This window comes from Gordonia amicalis (genome assembly GCF_022059885.1).
Taxonomy (GTDB): domain Bacteria; phylum Actinomycetota; class Actinomycetes; order Mycobacteriales; family Mycobacteriaceae; genus Gordonia; species Gordonia amicalis.
Genome location: NZ_CP091855.1, coordinates 2603795 through 2623691, shown reverse-complemented (window position 1 = coordinate 2623691; position 19897 = coordinate 2603795). Strand labels below are relative to the sequence as shown.

At 67.5% G+C, this 19897-nt stretch carries 17 protein-coding genes; 9 read left to right on the top strand and 8 right to left on the bottom strand.

The genetic code is table 11. The features are described from left to right. Positions 1–90: 90 nt before the first annotated feature. The gene (locus tag IHQ52_RS12140) at positions 91–3855 is read left to right on the top strand and encodes a multifunctional oxoglutarate decarboxylase/oxoglutarate dehydrogenase thiamine pyrophosphate-binding subunit/dihydrolipoyllysine-residue succinyltransferase subunit (protein WP_051995425.1); all 3765 of its coding nucleotides are present in this window, start codon (positions 91–93) and stop codon (positions 3853–3855) included. Between the two features lie 80 nt (positions 3856–3935). Here the strand turns inward: IHQ52_RS12140 and IHQ52_RS12135 are convergent, their stop codons facing one another. Continuing rightward, entirely contained in the window at positions 3936–6671 is a 2736-nt protein-coding gene (locus IHQ52_RS12135; RefSeq protein WP_006437266.1) for a glycosyltransferase, read from the bottom strand. Between the two features lie 308 nt (positions 6672–6979). Here IHQ52_RS12135 and IHQ52_RS12130 point away from each other — a divergent pair, with 308 nt between their 5' ends. Beyond that, positions 6980–7459 carry a DUF4383 domain-containing protein gene (locus IHQ52_RS12130; RefSeq protein ID WP_006437265.1) on the top strand — a complete coding sequence of 160 codons (480 nt, stop codon included), beginning with the start codon at positions 6980–6982 and terminating at the stop codon, positions 7457–7459. Between the two features lie 7 nt (positions 7460–7466). On the opposite strand, the gene IHQ52_RS12125 is transcribed toward IHQ52_RS12130, so the two are convergent. Further along, positions 7467–8123 (bottom strand): TetR/AcrR family transcriptional regulator, encoded by a 657-nt coding sequence (locus tag IHQ52_RS12125; protein WP_040004858.1) that lies wholly within the window; start codon positions 8121–8123, stop codon positions 7467–7469. A gap of 75 nt (positions 8124–8198) precedes the next feature. Between IHQ52_RS12125 and IHQ52_RS12120 the strand changes: the two genes are divergently transcribed. After that, complete coding sequence (locus IHQ52_RS12120; RefSeq protein WP_006437263.1) at positions 8199–9755, top strand: flavin-containing monooxygenase; 1557 nt, start codon at positions 8199–8201, stop codon at positions 9753–9755. Positions 9756–9801: 46 nt separating this feature from the next. Then, the gene (locus tag IHQ52_RS12115; protein WP_006437262.1) at positions 9802–10632 is read left to right on the top strand and encodes an SDR family NAD(P)-dependent oxidoreductase; all 831 of its coding nucleotides are present in this window, start codon (positions 9802–9804) and stop codon (positions 10630–10632) included. A gap of 4 nt (positions 10633–10636) precedes the next feature. Here IHQ52_RS12115 and IHQ52_RS12110 read toward each other — a convergent pair whose 3' ends face one another. Continuing rightward, complete coding sequence (locus tag IHQ52_RS12110) at positions 10637–11611, bottom strand: type 2 periplasmic-binding domain-containing protein (protein ID WP_006437261.1); 975 nt, start codon at positions 11609–11611, stop codon at positions 10637–10639. A 107-nt stretch (positions 11612–11718) separates the two neighbouring features. Between IHQ52_RS12110 and IHQ52_RS12105 the strand changes: the two genes are divergently transcribed. The 3 genes from IHQ52_RS12105 (at position 11719) to IHQ52_RS12095 (ending at position 14655) form a co-directional block, all read left to right on the top strand. Further along, positions 11719–12807, top strand: coding sequence for a magnesium and cobalt transport protein CorA (locus IHQ52_RS12105; RefSeq protein ID WP_006437260.1), 1089 nt, complete (start codon positions 11719–11721; stop codon positions 12805–12807). Between the two features lie 39 nt (positions 12808–12846). After that, positions 12847–13491, top strand: coding sequence for an HhH-GDP family DNA glycosylase (locus IHQ52_RS12100; protein ID WP_006437259.1), 645 nt, complete (start codon positions 12847–12849; stop codon positions 13489–13491). 117 nt (positions 13492–13608) lie between these two features. Further along, the gene (locus tag IHQ52_RS12095) at positions 13609–14655 is read left to right on the top strand and encodes an iron-containing redox enzyme family protein (protein ID WP_006437258.1); all 1047 of its coding nucleotides are present in this window, start codon (positions 13609–13611) and stop codon (positions 14653–14655) included. A gap of 17 nt (positions 14656–14672) precedes the next feature. Here IHQ52_RS12095 and IHQ52_RS12090 read toward each other — a convergent pair whose 3' ends face one another. From IHQ52_RS12090 to IHQ52_RS12080, 3 genes are read right to left on the bottom strand one after another with little or no spacing between them, the layout of a single operon-like run. Beyond that, complete coding sequence (locus tag IHQ52_RS12090) at positions 14673–14921, bottom strand: CDGSH iron-sulfur domain-containing protein (protein ID WP_210738349.1); 249 nt, start codon at positions 14919–14921, stop codon at positions 14673–14675. Further along, positions 14918–15616: a HemK2/MTQ2 family protein methyltransferase gene (locus tag IHQ52_RS12085; protein WP_040004864.1), complete on the bottom strand. Its 699-nt coding sequence runs from the start codon at positions 15614–15616 to the stop codon at positions 14918–14920. The genes IHQ52_RS12090 and IHQ52_RS12085 overlap by 4 nt, the downstream gene beginning before the upstream one ends. Positions 15617–15652: 36 nt before the next feature. Then, positions 15653–16243, bottom strand: a complete 591-nt coding sequence (locus tag IHQ52_RS12080) for a suppressor of fused domain protein (protein WP_006437255.1) — start codon at positions 16241–16243, stop codon at positions 15653–15655. A 58-nt stretch (positions 16244–16301) separates the two neighbouring features. On the opposite strand from IHQ52_RS12080, the gene IHQ52_RS12075 reads away from it, so the two are divergent. Then, positions 16302–17006, top strand: a complete 705-nt coding sequence (locus IHQ52_RS12075) for a metallophosphoesterase family protein (protein WP_006437254.1) — start codon at positions 16302–16304, stop codon at positions 17004–17006. Then, a complete protein-coding gene (locus IHQ52_RS12070; protein WP_006437253.1) occupies positions 16996–17853 on the top strand; it encodes a hypothetical protein in 858 nt (285 codons plus the stop codon). Before IHQ52_RS12075 ends, IHQ52_RS12070 begins: the two co-directional genes overlap by 11 nt. Positions 17854–17881: 28 nt before the next feature. Here the strand turns inward: IHQ52_RS12070 and IHQ52_RS12065 are convergent, their stop codons facing one another. Further along, on the bottom strand, positions 17882–19063 hold the full coding sequence (locus IHQ52_RS12065; protein ID WP_006437252.1) for an ABC transporter ATP-binding protein: 1182 nt from the start codon (positions 19061–19063) through the stop codon (positions 17882–17884). Positions 19064–19066: 3 nt separating this feature from the next. Continuing rightward, positions 19067–19897: a carbohydrate ABC transporter permease gene (locus tag IHQ52_RS12060; protein WP_006437251.1), complete on the bottom strand. Its 831-nt coding sequence runs from the start codon at positions 19895–19897 to the stop codon at positions 19067–19069.

Sequence of the window (19897 nt, the reverse complement as noted above, 5' to 3'; positions counted from 1 at the left end):
CCCGGCACCTTAAGGGAATTGAGGCGAGATACCGCTGTGAGCAGCAGTTCGATTTCTGACTTCGGACAGAACACCTGGCTGGTCGAGGAAATGTACCAGCAGTTCAAAGAGGACCCGAGCTCGGTGGACCCGAGTTGGCACGAGCTCTTGAAGAGTTACAAGCCCGGAGACAACGGTGGCCCCGTGTCCACCGAACCGGCCTCCACCCCGTCCGCCAACGGCAGCGCCTCCGGCTCCGGCCGTGGCAGCGCCCCGGCGACACCCGCCGGCGAGACCGCACCGCGTAAGCAGGTCACCCTCGACCAGACACCGACGCGGACCGCCGCAGCTCGCAAGCCCTCCCCTGCCAAGGAGTCGACCGCGACGAAGGCCGCATCCGGCCACAGCCTCGCGAGCCGCGACGGCTCCGCCCGTTCCCAGCCGAAGTCTGCTGCCAAGGCCGGCGCCGCCAAGTCCGCCCCGTCGGACGCCAAGGACAACGCGGACGCCAACAAGGTCCTGCGCGGTCCCGCCGCCGCCATCGCGAAGAACATGGCCCTGTCGTTGGAGATCCCGACGGCCACCAGTGTTCGCGCAGTTCCCGCCAAGGCGATGATCGACAACCGCATCGTCGTCAACAACCACCTCGCCCGTACCCGCGGCGGCAAGATCAGCTTCACCCACATCTTGGGTTACGCGATCGTCCAGGCCATCAAGGCCTTCCCGAACATGAACCGGCACTACGCGGAGATCGACGGCAAACCCAACGTCGTCACCCCCGCGCACACCAACCTCGGTCTGGCCATCGATCTGGTCGGCAAGGATGGCAACCGCACACTCGTCGTCGCCGCGATCAAAGAGTGCGAGACGATGGGTTTCGCCGAGTTCTACACCGCATACCAGGACATCGTCCGACGCGCGCGTGACGGCAAGCTCGGCGCCGACGACTTCTCCGGCGTCACCATCTCGCTGACCAACCCCGGCACCATCGGCACCGTGCACTCCGTGCCCCGCCTGATGAAGGGGCAGGGCGCGATCATCGGCGCCGGTGCGATGGAGTACCCGGCCGAGTTCCAGGGTGCCAGCGACGAGCAGATCGCCGAACTCGGCGTCGGCAAGTTGATGACGCTGACCTCGACCTACGATCACCGCATCATCCAGGGCGCGGAGTCGGGCGACTTCCTGCGCACCATCCACCAGCTGCTGATCGACGACGCGTTCTACGACGAGATCTTCACCGCGTTCCATGTGCCCTACGAGCCGGTCCGCTGGCGTCGGGACATCCCGGCCGGTCTGGTCGACAAGAGCACCCGCGTGCTCGAACTCATCGCGGCCTATCGCAGCCGCGGTCACCTGATGGCCGACATCGATCCGCTGATGATGGACAGTGATGCGCGCAGCAGCCATCCGGATCTGGACATCGCGACCTACGGCCTGACCCTCTGGGATCTCGACCGCTCCTTCAAGGTCGGCGGTTTCCACGGCCAGGAGAAGATGAAGCTGCGCGATGTGCTGTCCATCCTGCGCGACGCGTATTGCCGGCACGTCGGTGTGGAGTACACCCACATCCTGGAACCGGAACAGCAGAAGTGGCTGCAGGAACGTGTGGAGGTCAAGCACGTCAAGCCCCCGGTCGGCGAGCAGAAGTACATCCTGAGCAAGCTGAACGCGGCGGAGGCCTTCGAGACCTTCCTGCAGACCAAGTACGTCGGTCAGAAGCGCTTCTCGCTCGAGGGTGCCGAGTCGGTCATCCCGATGATGGACGCGGTCATCGACCAGAGCGCCGAGCACAGCCTCACCGAGGTCGTCATCGGCATGCCGCACCGCGGCCGCCTGAACGTGCTCGCCAACATCGTCGGCAAGCCGTACTCGAAGATCTTCAGCGAGTTCGAGGGCAACCTGAACCCGTCGCAGGCCCACGGTTCGGGTGACGTGAAGTACCACCTCGGAGCCGAGGGCAAGTACTACCAGATGTTCGGCGACAACGAGATCAACGTGTCGCTGACCGCCAACCCCAGCCATCTCGAGGCCGTCGACCCGGTCCTCGAAGGTCTGGTGCGCGCCAAGCAGGATCTCCTCGACGAGGACGACCGCTTCCCGATCCTGCCGCTCATGCTGCACGGTGACGCGGCGTTCGCCGGACAGGGTGTGGTCGCCGAGACGCTGAACATGGCGATGCTGCCCGGTTACCGGACCGGCGGCACCGTACACATCGTGGTCAACAACCAGGTCGGTTTCACCACCGCACCGGAGCACTCGCGTTCCACCGAGTACTGCACCGACGTCGCGAAGATGATCGGTGCGCCGATCTTCCACGTGAACGGCGACGACCCCGAGGCATCCGTGTGGGTCGCCAAGCTCGCCGTCGACTACCGCCAGGCGTTCAACAAGGACGTCGTCATCGACCTGGTGTGCTTCCGCCGCCGCGGCCACAACGAGGGCGACGACCCCTCGATGACGCAGCCGGCGATGTACGAGGTCATCGACACCAAGCGCGGCGTCCGCAAGAGCTACACCGAGGCCCTGATCGGTCGTGGTGACATCTCGACCAAGGAGGCCGAGGACGCTCTGCGCGACTACCAGGGACAGCTCGAGAGAGTCTTCAACGAGGTCAAGGAGCTCGAGAAGTACCACGCCGAGCCCTCGCCGTCGATCCAGTCCGACCAGACCCTGCCGACCAAGCTGGTGACCGCGGTCGACAAGGAGGTCCTGCAGACGATCGGCGACGCCTTCGTCAACGTCCCGGAGGGATTCAATCCGCATCCGCGCGTCAAGCCGGTTCTGGAGCGTCGCGCCGAGGCCGCCCGTAACGGCAACATCGACTGGGCGTTCGCCGAACTCCTCGCCTTCGGTTCGCTGGTGATGGAGGGTCGCACCGTCCGTCTGTCCGGTCAGGATTCGCGCCGCGGCACGTTCACCCAGCGTCACTCGGTGCTCATCGACCGTCAGAACGGTTCGGAGTACACCCCGCTGAACCACCTGCAGCCCGCCGACGAAGAGAACAACGGCGGCCGGTTCATGGTCTACGACTCGCCGCTGTCGGAGTTCGGGGTCGTCGGCTTCGAGTACGGCTACTCCGTGGGCAACCCGGACGCACTCGTGCTGTGGGAGGCGCAGTTCGGCGACTTCGTCAACGGCGCCCAGTCGATCATCGACGAGTTCATCTCCTCCGGTGAGGCCAAGTGGGGTCAGCTCTCCGATGTCGTGCTGCTCCTGCCGCACGGTCACGAGGGTCAGGGTCCCGACCACACCTCCGGCCGCATCGAGCGTTTCCTGCAGCTGTGCGCCGAGGGCTCGATGACGGTGGCACTGCCGTCGACCCCGGCGAGTTACTTCCATCTGCTGCGCCGTCACGTGCTCGACGGCATCAGCCGTCCGCTCATCGTCTTCACCCCGAAGTCGATGCTGCGCAACAAGGCCGCCGTCAGCCCGGTGTCGGACTTCACCGACGACAAGTTCCGGTCGGTCATCGACGATCCGAAGTTCGCCAAGGGCGACGCCGACCGCAACAAGGTCAAGCGCGTCCTGCTGGTGAGCGGCAAGCTCTACTACGAGCTCGCCGCCCGCCGCGACAAGGAGGATCGCGACGACATCGCGATCGTGCGTATCGAGCAGCTCTACCCGGTGCCGCACCGGCGCCTGCGCAACACACTGGAGCAGTACGGCAACGCCAGCGAGTTCCGCTGGGTCCAGGAGGAGCCGGCCAACCAGGGTCCGTGGCCGTTCCTCGGCCTGTGGCTGCCCGAGGTCCTCCCGGACGTCCTCGGTGGCCTGCGCCGCGTGTCGCGTCGCCCGATGTCGGCCCCGTCCTCGGGTTCGAGCAAGGTGCACGCGGTCGAGCAGCAGGAGATCCTCGACGAGGCGTTCGGCGAGTAGGTCCACGACCGACGAGATCCTCGACAACGCAGCGCGGCCCCTGCCGGAATCATCCGGCAGGGGCCGCGCTGCGTTCAGACTCACCAGATATGGTGCGGGATGTCCCAGGAATCGAGTTCGCGGTCGAGCAGGTCGCGCAGCGTCCCGTCGTCCGGGAAGTGGGACTCGTCGCAGCCGAGGACGGAGAAGGTGACCTGCTCCGGGCTCCGGAGCAGCCACGACTGGACACCGTCGCCGAACCTCAGTTCCGTGGTCGGGTCGACTCCCTGCGCCATCCCGCGGAGTGCGATGCGACGCACAGGCCGGCCACCGATCTCCATCGCCTCGGCCGGGACATCGCCGAGGTTGGAGACCATCGCGTCGGGTGTCCGGCCGGCTGCGCCGGCACCGGCCACCTTCAACAGCAGAGAGGTCGGCAGGAACCAGATCAGCGGGTTCAGGTGGATGTGCGGCGCGCGCCTGCCTTCGGACAGTCGCACAAAAGCTGCCTTGCAGGCGCCGCGAATGCCGCCGAGGTCTCCGCCTGCAACCGGCTCATCGGCCAGATACACCGAGACCCCGGCGATCGCGTTGCGTCGCTCATCGTCGCCCTCACGCTGGTCGACCGGCACCCCCACCTTGATCGGCACTCCGCGGGGCGCGAAACCGCTGGACCTCAGCAGCCCGCTGACCGCGGCGATGAACATCGTGTTCGACGTCCCGCCGTGTTCGGCCGCGACCCGCTCCCACACGTCCGTCGGGACGGTCGCGGTCGCATAAGTGAACCGGGCGTTGGGTGATCGCTCGAACAACGGCGGCCGGTCCGGCCGCGGATCCGGTTCGACGTCGACGCTCCTTCGCTGTTCGACGACCGCTCGTACGAGACCTCGCGCGACTTCACCGACTTGCACGCAGGCGTCCGCCACATCGGCGAGTCGCCGGCGGCTGCGCGAGGCGGCGGTGGCGGCATCCGGGACGTTGCCGGGGCGCGGTGTGACACCGCCCGTCGCCGGGTCGAGCGGAGCGCCGGAAGCAGCCGCCGCCTCGGCTGCCGCGGCGAGCATTCCCCGACCGTCGGTGGCCACGTGGAGCGCGCACAGGGACACCACCGTGCCGCCCGACTCGGTGCGCGCCGCACGAAGCCGCCAGCATCGACCGTTCTCGACATCGAGTGGAACCGTGGCCATCTCGTCGGCAGCCCAGGTGTCGATGTCGGACTCCGCGATCGGCAAGGCGTCGATCGCCGGCGGCGGCGCGTCCGGTGCCCGTTCCCATCGCGGCCGGGCTCCGTACACATCGGTCGTCTTCAGAATCCGGTGCAGTGGTCCCCGGGAGAGGGCGGTGTTCATGGCGGTCAGCGCCTCCGGTGAGATCTCGTCGTCGAGGACCCAGACGATCTGCAGCACCACTGACCATCCCAGTGCCGGCGTCATGATCCAGTAGAGCGCATCGTCGGTCGCGAGACGTTCGAGTCGCGTGACCGACGATCCCGCACTCGCGCCACCGGCACCGCGCGCAGCCGCGTCACCGACCCGGCGTTCGATCTCGTCGACCGCGTACGTCACGGTGTCGCCGGCGCGGGTGAGTTTCTCGCTGACCCGTCGCGCCCGCTCGGCTACCCCCGGGTCGAGCAGCGAGGTGATCGCCTCCTCGATGCGGTCGGGGTCGAGGACGCCGTCGCTCGTCATCGGCATGGAGGCCCCGATGCCGAGCCGTTCGAGCTCTTCTCCCCAGAACGGTTGGTCGACCATGTACCAGCAGATCAACGACGGCGTGGCCGACCGGAGCGCGACCGCGGTCGTGCCTGCGCCGCCGTGGTGGACGACGACCGCGCACCGTGGGAACACGGTGGCGTGATCGACGTGGCTTTCGATGCGCACGTCGTCGGACTCGGCTGCCGCGCGTATCTCGGCGCTCAGGTCGGTCCAGCCCGCACAGATCAGCAGCCGGCGCCCGAGACGACGAGCGACCGTGAGAAAGGCGTCGAGGGTGGCCTTCTCCCCTCGCATCGGCATGCTGCCGAAGCCGACGTACAGCGGGTCATCACCTGCGTCCAGCCACGTCATCAGGTCGTCGCCGGGCTCCGGTTCGTCGGGCTGGGGGTCGAGGAATGGGCGGAGATCAGCCGGCAACTCGATGAATCCGACTGCCGGACGCCGGCGGATCCGGCTGTCGCCGTCCCACGTCGGGTCGTCGCGGATCGCGAACATCGGATCGTAGGCCTGTAGTTCGACCCCGGGTATGTCCTTCATCCGTGTGGCGAACTGCCGCGACACCTTGGGCAGACCCAGCTGGGCGCGCAGTCGGTTCTCCCGGCGTCGGCCGAGCAGCGAGGTGACCGCATCGAACAACAACCAGTTGGCGAGGACCGCGGCGCTGTTGCGGGCCGGCAGGCGCCCGATGAACGGAGCCACCCGACGGTTTCGTCGGACGGGCGCGTGGTGGATCGACACCAGCGGGACACCGGCAGCTTCGGCGTAGGCGAGCGCCTGGACCTCGGTGTTGTACCCGGTGACGATCACATCGGCACCGTCGACCACCGTCGCCATGTCATCGACGAGCTGATCCCAGCCGAAGACGTGCGCGGCACCGAGGTCGCGCATGCGACGGATGGGTTTCCCTTCCGTCTCCCGGCGGATGCGCCGCACTTTCTCCATATGGGCGCGCGAATCGACCCCGAGGGGCCGGACGTCGAGCGATTGCCGCATGACGTCGTTGATCGTATTCGGCGGCAACCCGATGCGGACGTCGTGTCCTCGTTCGACGAGCGCATGTGCCAGGACCAGTCCGGGTTGTGCGTCACCCCGGGTCCCGATGATGACTATGGCGACTTTCATCCTGGCACCCCGCGTCGAACCTCGGCGTTCTCCGGCATTGGCATATAGCAAGACCTTTCGTCCCGACCGTGTCAGGTGGTGGACAGCAACGTCACAGCAGCTCATCGTCGTGGATGGGCCACCTCCCGACATCGGGGGTCGGCAGGCGACCGTTCACAACGGTGAACAATCCCGGGACCGACAGTATCCGGGCGTGTGCACAACCGCAGGTTTGGAACCGATCGTGAGGGTTATTACCGGCTACACAGATCAGAGCGTGGTCGAGACCGTGCCGCGGCATCCGCAGAAATCCTCGGAGGTCGATTCTCATGTCATCCACGAATGCCCGGGTCACTCGTTCACCCATCCGGACCGCGGCGCTCGTCGTCGGCGCGGTCTTCCTGCTCGTCGGAATCCTGGGCTTCATCCCGGGTATCACCACGGACTACGACACGCTGACGTTCGCGGGTCATCATTCCGAGGCCGCTCTGCTCGGCATCTTCCAGGTGTCGATCCTGCACAACATCGTCCACCTGTTGTTCGGCGTGGCGGGGATACTCCTGGCCCGCACGGTGGCCACCGCGTTCCTCTATCTGGTTGCCGGCGGTGCCATCTACCTCGTGCTCTGGGTCTACGGTCTGGTCATCGACCAGGACAGCGGCGCCAACTTCGTCCCGGTGAACACCGCCGACAACTGGCTGCACTTCGTTCTCGGGGTCGGGATGATCGCGGTCGGCCTCCTCCTACGCAACCGCGATGTGCGGCCCGCGACGGGAACCGTCAACCCGGCCGGCGGCCCGGCCGCCTGACACGTTGCTACCCGGTGGCCCCGGTGGCTTGTTCGCCCGCAGCGGCGAGCGCCGGCAGCGCCGCGGTGATCAGGCCGAGGAGCTGCTCACGGGTGACCGTGGGCGAGGTCAGCCAGCGGATCGTCGTCTCCTCGACGAAGGCGACCCAGCCGTGGACGCTCAGCACCACCGTCGGGGTGACCTCCACACCGAAAGCCGGCGCGTGATCGAGAACGCGGCCGACCATGACCTCCCGGGTGCGGTCGAAGACGTCGCGCATCGCGGGGTCCGAGCTCGACGCCCCGCGGATGAGAGCTGTGTACGCCGAACGGTTCTCGCTGACGAAGTCCACGAAGGCCGCCATGGATGCGGTCAGGATGGCGATCGGGTCGCCGAGGGATTCGTCCGGTTCGGTGCAGGCCAGCATCCGGTCGGCCTGCGCCTGGGCGATCGCGACGTGATAGTCCTGCTTGGACGCGAAATAGTGGAACAGCAGCGCCCGCGACACCCCGGCCGCGTCGGCGATGGCGTCGATGGTGATCTCGTCGAGGGGTCGATCCCGGACCATCTCCAGACCGAACTCGAGGAGCTGATCGCGACGGGCCTCGGGACTCATCCGGGTGCGCTTGGACGCGGTCGGCTTGTCCTCGATCACCGGCGTGGCAGCCGTTCCTCTACTGGTCACCCGGTCAGACTACCCCTATTGAGGCTTGTTCAATAACTATTGACACGTGTTCAGTATCACCCCTATGGTGGCACCATGACAACGAACGATGTAGAGATCGCCATCATCGGGGCCGGCTTCTCGGGGCTGGGTGCCGCCATCCGGATGAGGCAGCACGGATTCGACGACTTCGTGCTCCTCGATCGAGGCCGCGACTTCGGCGGCACCTGGCGCGACAACACCTACCCCGGCGCCGCTTGCGACGTGCCGTCGCAGCTGTACTCCTACTCGTTCGCGAAGAACCCGACCTGGTCGCGGTCGTACTCGCACCAGCCGGAGATCCATGCGTACATCAACGATGTCGCGGCTCGTCACGACATCGCGGCCCGGTCACGCTTCGGCACCGAGGTCACCAACGCCGCGTGGAACGAGGACGAGGGACGCTGGATCATCGACACCGAGCGCGACGGCACCACCGAACAGGTCCGCGCCCGCGTCCTCATCGGCGGCGTCGGACCGCTCTGCGAGCCGAACCTCCCCGACATCGAGGGCATCGAATCCTTCGAGGGCAAGATCGTCCACTCGGCCCGCTGGGACAACGACCACGACTTCACCGGACAGCGCGTCGCGGTCATCGGCACCGGCGCCTCGGCCATCCAGCTGGTCCCGGAGCTGGCCAAGGTGACCTCGCGCCTCGACGTCTACCAGCGCACCGCACCGTGGATCGTCCCCCGTACCGAACGCGCGTACACCAAGCTCGAGCACTGGGCGTACAAGAACGTCCCGGGCTACCAGTCGGCCGTCCGCGGCGGGATCTATGCCGCCAACGAGGTCATCGCCTTCGGCCTGACCTACTCCCCCACCGCGCTCAAGCCCGTCGAACTGCTCTGCCGCGCCAACATCGCGCGGGGCATCGGTCGCGACGCCGAGCTGCGCCGTAAGGCCACCCCCACCTTCCAGGTGGGATGCAAGCGCATCCTGCGGTCCAACGACTGGTATCCCGCCCTCGCCCGCCCCAACGTCGACCTCATCACCGACGGGATCGAGCGCATCACCCCCACCGGGGTCGTCGCCAAGGACGGGACGACCCGCGAGGTCGACGTCATCGTCGTCGCCACCGGATTCCACGTCACCGACTCCCCCGTCTTCGACAAGATCGTCGGCAAGGACCAGCGCAGCCTGGCCGACGTCTGGGCCGAGATCGGCATGCAGGGCTACAAGGGCTCGTTCGTCCACGGTTTCCCGAACATGATGCTGATGGTCGGGCCGTCGACCGGCCTCGGCCACACCTCGATGGTGTACATGATCGAGTCGCAGCTGAATTACCTCGTCGACTACCTCAAAACCGTTCGGTCGCAGGGGATCACCCGCACCGAGGTGAAGCTGTCCGCACAGCAGGAGTTCAACGCGGGCATCCAGCACAAGCTGCGCAACAGCGTGTGGGTCAACGGCGGCTGCGCCTCCTGGTACAAGGACGCCAACGGCAACATCACCACGCTGTGGCCCGGATTCACCTTCGCCTTCCGCAACACGACCCGCCGGTTCGACATCGCCGCATACGATGTCACCCGCGGCGCACGACGCCCGGCGACCTCCACCCCGGACCACGGCGACGAGTCGAAGACCGACCAGCCGGCGGCCGTCAACGCCTGAGCGTTCGACCCCCCGCCACTTCGACACCATCTCGAGGAGACAACTCATGAAGGACTTTCGCGACAAGGTCGTGGTCATCACCGGCGCCGGTTCGGGCATGGGCCGCGACATCGCGGTCAAACTCGCCCGGCAGGGTGCACGCCTCGCCATCTCCGACGTCACGCCCGACGGCCTGGCCGAAACCGAGCGTCTCGTGAAAGCGGCCGGAGCAGAAGTGCATTCGCAGCTGCTCAACGTCGCCGAGCGGGAGGCCGTGCTGACCTACGCCGACACCGTCAAGGACCGTTTCGGCGTGGTCAACGTGGTCTTCAACAACGCCGGCATCGCACATCACGGCGAGATCGAACGCACCGAGTTCAAGGACATCGAGCGCGTCATGGATGTCGACTACTGGGGAGTCGTCAACGGCACCAAGGCGTTCCTGCCGTACCTCATCGCCTCCGGCGACGGCCACATCGTCAACACCTCGTCGCTGTTCGGCCTCCTCGCCGAACCCGGTCAGGCCGCGTACAACTCGGCGAAGTTCGCCGTCCGCGGCTTCACCGAGGCCCTGCGCCAGGAGATGATCATCGCCAAGCACCCGGTCCAGGTGAGCTGTGTGCACCCGGGCGGAATCAAGACCGCGATCGCCCGCAACGCCACCGTCTCCGGCGACCACGACCAGAAGGCGACCGCCGCCTTCTTCGACCGTTACCTCGCGCGCATGTCGAGTGCGGACGCCGCCGACGTGATCATCGAGGGCGTGCGGAAGAACAAGGCGCGCATCCTCGTCGGAGCCGATGCGAAGATCCTCGATCTCGCGGTGCGCATCGTCGCATCGAAGTACCAGTGGGTCTCGGCGAAGGTCACCGGCTGGGCGCTCTCGAAGGCGGACTGAGCAGCTACAGGCCGTGTTCGGCCAGCCACTCGAGCGCGACGTCCCGCGGATCGCTGCCGGTCTCGACCTCGCCCGACATCGTGGCGAGGTCGGCGGTGGTGATCTCGCCGGCGACCTTGTTCATGGTCTTGACCTGATCGCGGTTGAGTGCGGCCGACCGGAACACGGGCACGAGCACCTCGGCGCGCGGTCCGGTCTGTTCGGCGGCGGGCTCGCGCTCGGTACTCGCCTCGCCCCCGTCCGGCGCGTTGTCGGGGGTGTCGCCGCCGCCTTCCGAGTTGCGTAGTGCCTGGACGTCGGACGATGCGCCCTCGGCGTCCTCCCCGGCGATGTCGAGAGGCGTGAGGAGACCGACCGCGTTGCCGTCGGCTGCGCGCCGCAGGACCTGATCGGTGGTGTCGACCGTTTCCACGGGTCCGAGTCGGCACCCGGCCGAGGTGAACGCGTTGAGCGTCGCCGGATCGGGGTCGGAGGTGGCGACGACCGGGAGTCCGGCCGGTAGCAGTGCGCAGTCGTCGAGGCCGGTGGCGCCCACGCTGCCGGCGAGGGCCGTCGACACGAAGATCTGCGGTGCGCCGGAGACCGGCGTCTCGTCGCCCACCGAAACACCTTGCGGCAGTGATCGGTTCAGCTCCACGTAGACGTCCTCGGCGCCGACCGCGGTCGACGACGGGGCGAGCATCGTCAGCAGGTCCCCGGTGAAGGCCGGGAAGAGGTCCAGGTCGGCGCGATCCATCTCGTCGAGCAGCGTCGCGTCGTCACCGCGAAGCCGGTCGGCGGACACGACGGAACCCGCGTTGCGCAGTGCACCCGCGTACACCTCGGCCATCACCCGCATGGCCGCGTCGTCCGACGAGCCGATCACGATGCCCCGCGGTGGCGACGCGGCTTCGTCCCCGCACCCGGCGAGGACGACGGCCAGTGCCACGATCAGCCCGGTGACCACCACGAGACGCTTGCGGACGAGACGTTTACGCACGGTGCCACCGTATCTGCTGTGCGCCTCCCGGTTCAGACGCCCTCGGCGGCACGGCCGAGATCCCATAGGCGGGAACGAGGCAATCCCCGCGCGTACCATCGGCAGACGTGGCGACGATCCCCAAATCCGGTCCGCGTGGCCTCCCGCCGCGTCGGGACGCACACGCCTCGCCGAGGAAGATCCCGGTACCCGCGGCACGCGCGGTCGTCGACTGCGCGGTCTATGTCGACGGCCACCGCCGGCCGGGTCGCATCGGTTACCGCGACGCACTGGCTCAGGTTCGTGAATCGGGTGAGGGCTTCGTGTGGGTCGGGTTGCATTCCCCCGACGACTCCCAGATGGCCGATGTGGGCACGACCTTCGGTCTGCACGAGCTCGTCGTCGAGGACGCCGTGCACGCGCACCAGCGGCCGAAACTCGAGGTCTACGACGACACGCAGTTCCTGGTGCTGCGGACCGTGCAGTACGTCGAACACGAGTCGATGGCGAAGGCCAGCGAGGTCGTGGAGACCGGCGAGATCATGGTCTTCGCCGGACCCGACTTCGTCCTCACGGTGCGGCACGGCGAGCACACCGAACTGTCGGGGATGCGGCGGAATCTCGAGAGCCGCCCCGAACGGCTCGCGCTCGGCCCGACCGCCGTGCTGCACGCCGTGGCCGACAAGGTCGTCGATAGCTATCTCGCCGTGACCGAACGCATGGACGTCGACATCGTGGCGATCGAGGAGTCGGTGTTCAGCCGGCAGAATCGCTGGCTCGACATCGACCCGGTCTATCTGCTGCGGCGCGAGGTCCTCGAACTCCGACGCGCCGTCACCCCGCTGTCCGAACCATTGCGGATGTTGACCGCCGGCGGAAACCCGCTGGTGCCCAAGGAGGTTCGCCGGCACCTCCGCGACGTCGACGACCATCTCACCACCGTCATCGACCGGGTGCTTGAATACGACGATCTGCTGAACTCCCTGCTGCAGGCCGGCGCCGCGAAGGTGGGCATCCAGCAGACCACCGACATGCGCAAGATCTCCGCTTGGGTTGCGATCGCCGCGGTTCCGACGATGGTCGCCGGGATCTACGGCATGAACTTCGACCACATGCCCGAACTGCATCAGCCGTGGGGTTATCCGCTTGTCCTCGGCGTGTTGGTGGCGGTGTGCGGTTTGCTGTTCGTGGTCTTCCGGCGCAGCCACTGGCTATGAGGTGATTGCCCGATCGCCACCTCGGGTAGTCGCAAGACCATGAGCGATACCGACACCGACGACACCGTGCAGGCCCTGCTCGAGCGAGCCGGCCGCACCTACGCCGACGACGCGGGGATCACGCTGAAGGACACCCCGTCGCCACTGTTCGAGCTGCTCGTCCTGTCCCTCCTGCTGAGCACGCGGATCTCCGCCGAGATCGCGGTCGCCGCAGCTCGCGAACTGTTCTCGTCCGGGTACCGGACCCCGGAGAAGATGGCCCGGGCGTCGTGGCAGAGCCTCGTCGACGCCCTGGGCCGGGGACACTACAAGCGCTACGACGAGAGCACCGCCACCCGGCTCGGGGAGGCCGGCCGGAAGGTGCTCGACGACTATCACGGCGATCTCCGCGAACTCGCCGAGAAGGCCGACTCCGACCCGGACAAGGCCGCGAAACTGCTGCAGGAGTTCACCGGCATAGGTCCGGTCGGCGCCGAGATCTTCCTGCGCGAAGTGCAGTCCGTGTGGGGCTGGGTCGCACCGCGTTTCGACCGACGGGCCCTCGACGCCGCCAAGGACCTCGGTCTTCCCGGCGACCCCGGGCGGCTCGCCGACCTCGCCGGCGGCAGGCCCGAGGTCCTCGCCGCCGCCCTGGTGCGCGCTTCACTCGACGACGCCCTGCTCAGCGCGGTCAGATCCGGGTAGCGGCGGCCTATTCTGGGATGACGGTCACCGGCATGGCAGGTTTGGGCCAGGCCGCCCCCGGATACCCGGGGAACGATCCGCGTCCGCGCCCGGCGTCGCGGACCAGAGGAGTGAGGAGTGCTGGTGTCAGCTCAGGCGATCGCTGCGGATCCGACCACGGTCGGGGTCTTTCGCATCCCGACGCTGCCACAGGCACGCGGTCCCCTGTCCCAGGCGGTGATCGACCTGCTGCGCAGCGATCCCGATACGACACCGACCGTCGACGTCACCGCAGCACTGCACGACCCGGACCCCTACGGCGACGACCTGCAGCTCGCGCTCTACCTCTGCTATGAGATGCACTACGTCGGATTCGCCGACGCCGATGTCACGTGGGAGTGGCAGCCGGCGCTGCTGTCGTTGCGCGCCGAACTCGAACGACGATTCCTCGACGCACTCCACCGCGATGTCCCGGCCGCGGCCGAGGGTGAGACCGCGCAGGCCGAGATGGATGAACTCTGCATCGAGAATCCCGACGGCGACGGCGCGTCGTACCACCTCCGCGACAACGGCACCTGGGAGCAATATCGCCAACTGTTCGCGTTGCGGTCGCTGTATCACCTGAAAGAGGCCGACCCGCACGCCTGGGCGATCCCGCGCCTGCGCGGACATGCCAAGGCCGCTTTCGTGGCAGTCGAATTCGACGAGTTCGGCGGCGGTCGCGGCAACGCGGTCCATCAGGAACTCTTCGCCGACCTGCTCCGTGCGGCCGATCTGTCCGCCGACTATCTCGGCTATCTCGACACCGTCCCCGGCGTCGCGCTGACACCGGTGAACCTCATGTCGCTGTTCGGTCTGCACCGCCGGTACCGCGGCGCCGCGGTCGGCCACCTCGCGGCCACCGAGATCACCTCACCGCCCGGGTCTCAGCGGCTCCTGGCCGGGCTCGAGCGTCTCGATGCCCCCGAGGCGTGCCGACACTTCTACCGCGAACACGTCGAGGCCGACGCGGTTCATGAGCAGATCCTGCGCACCGACGTCGTCGGCGACCTGGTCCGTTCTGATCCCGGCGCCGAGGCCGATGTGATCTTCGGTATCCGCGCCTTCCTGTTCGTGGAGGATGCGCTCGACGCGCATGTCATGGGCGCGTGGGAACGCGGCGAGAGCGCCTTCCCCGGGATCTGAGGGGTTCGGCGTCGGAGCTAGTCGGCCGAGCGCCGGCGGCGCTTGCGGTGGCTGGTGTCGCACAGCGGGTAGTTCTTGCTACGACCGCACGCGCAGATGGCGACCATGAAGCGGTCCGACTGCACATGGCAACCGTCTGGGAGTTCGATGTCGACCGGGCCCTCCACGAGCACCGGTCCGCCACGTACCACCCGCACCGCGGTGCGGCGCTTGTCCGTCGCATCGTCTCCGCTGCTGGTCACTGTGACATCTCCTCCGACCGTCATGACGGTGCGACGGCCGCGATCCCGACCAGCCGCTCGACGCGACACCCTCGATCGAGCAGTCCGCGTTCCTCGAGCCACTCGGCGCGGGCGGTCATGACCGGACCGAACGGGATGAACCTCTCGGCGACGACCTCGGCGGTCAATCCCCCGGCACGCAGAGTGCGCAGCGACGCTTCCTCATCGGCGAACTCGGAGTGCACCAGGAGGAACGCCCCTCCGGGACGAACCAGCGTCGGGACATGTGCGCACAGCAGATCCAGCACGGCCCGACCGTCGAGGCCCGCGTCCCAGGCATGCGAGGGGCCGGCCGGGTGATACCGGGGGTCGGAGACCGGTGGCGTCGGGACGTAGGGGGGATTGCAGGTCACGACATCGTAGTGCCCCACGTGGCGGGTCAGGTCGCCGTGTTCGACGGTGATGGACACCCCCGCCGATCTCGCGGACCGACGCGCATACGCGACCGCGTCGGCGGAAGCGTCGACGGCGGTGACCTCGGCGGCGCCCCGACGAGCGGCTGCGATGGCGATCGCACCGCTGCCGGTACACAGGTCGAGGACGCGTTTGCCGTCCACACCCAGGGAGTGCACCAGGTCGATGAGCAGTTCGGTGTCCTGCTGGGGCAGATAGACCTCGCCGACCGCGGAGTCGGCGACCGTGGCTCGCGGCGATGCGGGCGATGCGGATGTCAGCGTCACCAGTGCATCGTTCCCGCCGGCGAGCCGCACGAAACCTCAGCCGGGTGTGGCCGAGGCGCGATTCGGTTCGGCGACATCGATGCCGGCCTCCTGCCAGGCGTCGCGCAAAGCGTCAGCCCCCTTCAGTCGCACCCAGGCCGCCTCGTTCGCCGTGATCGGCACCGCCCGCAACAGACGGACGGGATCCATGGGGGCGGGCAACTCGACCTCGCCGAGTTCGTCGTCGGACAGCAACACCGCGGTGCAGGTCGCGCCGTCCCAGAGCGGTTCGCCCAGGTCGACGAGGGCGTCGGCGTCGAGGATCAGCCCCTCGACGGCGGGTGCGGCCGCCAGCGTCGCCAAGCGCCTGTGCAGACCGGGGAGCGGCGAACCCGCCCGCATGCGTACCACCAGTTCGGCCCGCGGCCCCCGCACCGGGTCGGCGTGGAGGTCGGTCGGATCGGTCATCGGGTGGCGTGCACACCCCGACGTGACGTACACCAGCTCACCGGGGGCGGAGTCGCCGAGCACGAACCGCAGGACGTCGATCGGCTCCACACCGAGGAACGTCACCGACGCTCGTTGTGGTTCGGCGCCCAGCCGTTCCCTGAGATGTCGCCCGACGAGTTCGGTCACCGCTTCAGTCACGTCCGTCAGGCTACCGAGAAGACTGTGACCGATTTGAGCCCTCGTCTAGCCTGGAGCAATGGTCCGGGTTCTGGCGGTCGCCGACGAGGTGGTGGACTCTCTCACCTTCGGCATCGGGATCGAGGGGCGTCCCGACCTCATCCTCGGCGCGGGCGACCTCCCGTTCGACTATCTCGAGATCCTCGCCTCGCTGTGCGACGCACCCTGTGTCTACGTCCCCGGCAACCACGACCGTGAACTCCGCGGCTACCACCGCGGACGCACCGGGTGGACCCGTGCGGGTCTCCCCACCGTGGATCCCGGTCCGCGCGGCGGGATCAACGCCGACGGTCGGACGGTGACGGTCGCCGGACTGCGGATCAGCGGTCTCGGCGGAAGCCGGCGATACAACGGCGGCTCAAACCAGTACACCGACACCCAGCAACGACTCCGGTCAATGCGTCTGCGCTGCGGAAACGTTCTGTCGAAGCCCGTCGGTCCGGGTCGGGGCGGCACCGACATCCTGCTCACCCACAGCCCGGCGCGCGGGGTCGGCGACGGCGACGACACCCCGCATCAGGGTTTCGACTGTTTCCACCCGCTCGTGCATGCGTTGCGCCCGACGCTGCTGGTGCACGGGCACGTCCATCCCTACGGCAACAGGCCGCGCGATCTGCCGATCGGCGAGACGACGACGTCGATGAACGTCGTGGGCTTCTGCCAGTTCGACATCGATCCGGCGAGCCGGAACGTCGAGATCGTGAGACGCAGACATGGCGCGTGACACCGGATTCCCCGACGCCGACGCCGGCAACGACTTCGCCCGGCTGCGCCGCCAGGCCGAACGTGCCCGTCTCGCACAGTGGTTCATGCGTCAGCCGGCGGACGTCAACACCATCCTGCCGTTCGACGAGGTCGTCGCGGCGCTCGGGGCCACGGGCAAGACCGTACTCGGACTCCAGGTCGTCGAGGTGTCCTCGATCGTCGGAAGCGTCGACCGCACCAAGGATTTCGACCGCTACTTCCGCCCCACCTCGTCGCGGCTGCGGGAACGGTGGCAGCGGATCGCCGCCGCGCAACGCCGCGGCGAGTCGGTGCCGCCGGTTCAGCTCTACCGGGTCGGTTCGATGCACTTCGTCATCGACGGCCATCACCGTGTGTCGATCGCCATCGCCCGCAACCTGACCACCGTCGACGCCTATGTGACCGAGATCCACACACGAATCTCACCGGAGGGCATCAACGCACCGTCGGACCTGATCCTCAAGGATCACCGGCGGCTGTTCCTGTCGCGGGTGCCGCTCGAGGGTGCGCAGGCCGAGGCCATCACCCTGACCGACCCGTTCGACTACGCCGAACTCGCGGAGAGCGTGGAGGCGTGGGGTTTTCGGCTCTCTCAGGAGATCGGTGAGTTCCTGAGTCGCACCGAGGTCGCCCGGCGCTGGTTCGGCGAGGAGTTCCTGCCCGTCGTCCGCATGGCCCGCCGGGCCGGCCTCCGCGACGACCTGACCAGCGACGCCGAACTGTACATGTGGGTGGCCTGCGAACGTTATCGGCTGGTGCGCAGGCACATCTGGGACGAGAAGGTGTTCGACGAACTGCGCGACCACTCCCACCAGAGACGGCGGTAGTGGTCGCGCAACGAGTCGAGGACCGGGTTCAGTGGCGGCGCAGCGACTCTCCCGAGCTCTGATCGAACACCGCCACCTTCGAGGCGTCGTAGAACAGCTCGGCGGTCGAACCACGGCGGACCTTCGAATCCGGCGACAGGCGGGCGATGAGCTGACTGCCCCCGAGGTCGGCGCCGGAGTCGGCGGACAGCTCGGCGAGCGCGTCGCTCGACGCCCGGGTCGATCCGTCGCCGATGCCGAAGTAGGCGTAGATGTCCGAGCCCATCGATTCCAGGACTTCGATGTTCGCGGTGAACGTCGCACCATGCCGACGCGTGGTGTCGTCGACCAGTGACGCGTCCTCGAGGTGCTCGGGGCGGATGCCGATGAGAACCTCACCGCTGCTTCCGACGTCACCTGCACGCGACACCACGGCGCGGTGATCGTCGAGGGCGATCGTGCCGATCGCGGTCTCGATGCCGTCCGTGCCGAGGCGGCCGGACAGGAAGTTCATGGCCGGCGAACCGATGAACCCGGCGACGAACACGTTGGTCGGGTTGTTGTAGAGCTCCTGGGGCGTACCGATCTGCTGGACGTGCCCGCCGCGCAGGACGACCACACGATCGCCGAGGGTCATGGCCTCGGTCTGGTCGTGCGTCACGTACACGGTGGTGGTTCCCAGGCGCTGCTGCAGCTGGGCGATCTCCGTCCGCATCTGCACGCGCAGCTTGGCGTCGAGGTTCGACAGCGGCTCGTCCATGAGGAATGCCTTGGGCGAGCGCACGATCGCGCGGCCCATCGCGACGCGCTGGCGCTGGCCGCCGGACAGGTTGGCCGGCTTGCGGTCGAGGTACTGACCGAGATCGAGGATGCGCGCGGCCTCGTCGACCTTGGCGGCGATCTGATCCTTCGGCAGTTTCTGCAGGGTCAGCGGGAAGGCGATGTTGTCGCGCACCGACATGTGCGGGTAGAGCGCGTAGCTCTGGAACACCATCGCGATGTCGCGGTCCTTGGGTGCGCGCTCGTTGACGCGCTCCCCGCCGATCCGCAGCTCACCCGAGGTGATGTCCTCGAGGCCCGCGATCATGTTCAGCGTCGTCGACTTTCCGCAGCCCGACGGGCCGACGAGGATCACGAACTCGCCGTCGGCGATCTCGATGTCGACCCCGTCGACCGCGGTGGAGCCGTCCGGGTACTTCTTGGTGACCTTGTCCAGAACGATGTCTGCCATGGGTTATCCCTTCACGGCGCCGGAAGTCAGACCGGCCACGATTCGACGTTGGAAGAACAGCACGAAGATGATGATGGGGATGGTGATGACGACCGCGGCGGCCGAGATCGAACCGGTCGGCTCCTCGAACTGAGAGCTGCCGGTGAAGTTCGCGATGGCCACCGGTGCGGTGATCGCCCGTTCGGTCGAGGTCAGCGACAGGGCGAGAAGCAGGTCGTTCCAGGCGAAGATGAACACCAGGATCGCCGCGGTCACCACACCCGGCGCGGCCAGCGGCGCGATCACCTTGCGGAAGGCCTGCCACGGGGTGGCGCCGTCCATCTTGGCCGCTTTCTCGAGTTCCCAGGGGATCTCGCGGAAGAAGGCCGACAGTGTGTAGATCGCCAGCGGCAACGCGAAGGTGATGTACGGCAGGATCAGGCCCGGCCAGGTGTCGAACAGACCCAGACGCCGCTCGATGTTGAACAGCGGTGTCACCAGCGAGATCTGCGGGAACATCGCGATCAGCAGCGCGGCCCCGATGAGGACCTTCTTGCCGGGGAACTCCAGTCGCGCCACGGCGTAGGCGGCCATCGTGCCCAGGATCACCGCGATCAGCGTGGTGATCAGACCGACGCCGATCGAGTTGATCAGCGCCGAGGTGAAGGCACTGGTCTCGAAGATCGACTTGTAGTTGTCGAGGGTGAACTCGGCCGGGATGAACTTCCCGTCGGTCACGCTCGACGCCGGCTTGAACGACAGGCTGATGATCCACAGCAGCGGGATGAGTGCGTACAGGATCACCAGGATGTTGGCGATCGTCCACCACGCCTTGGACTTTCCGCTCGAATTCAC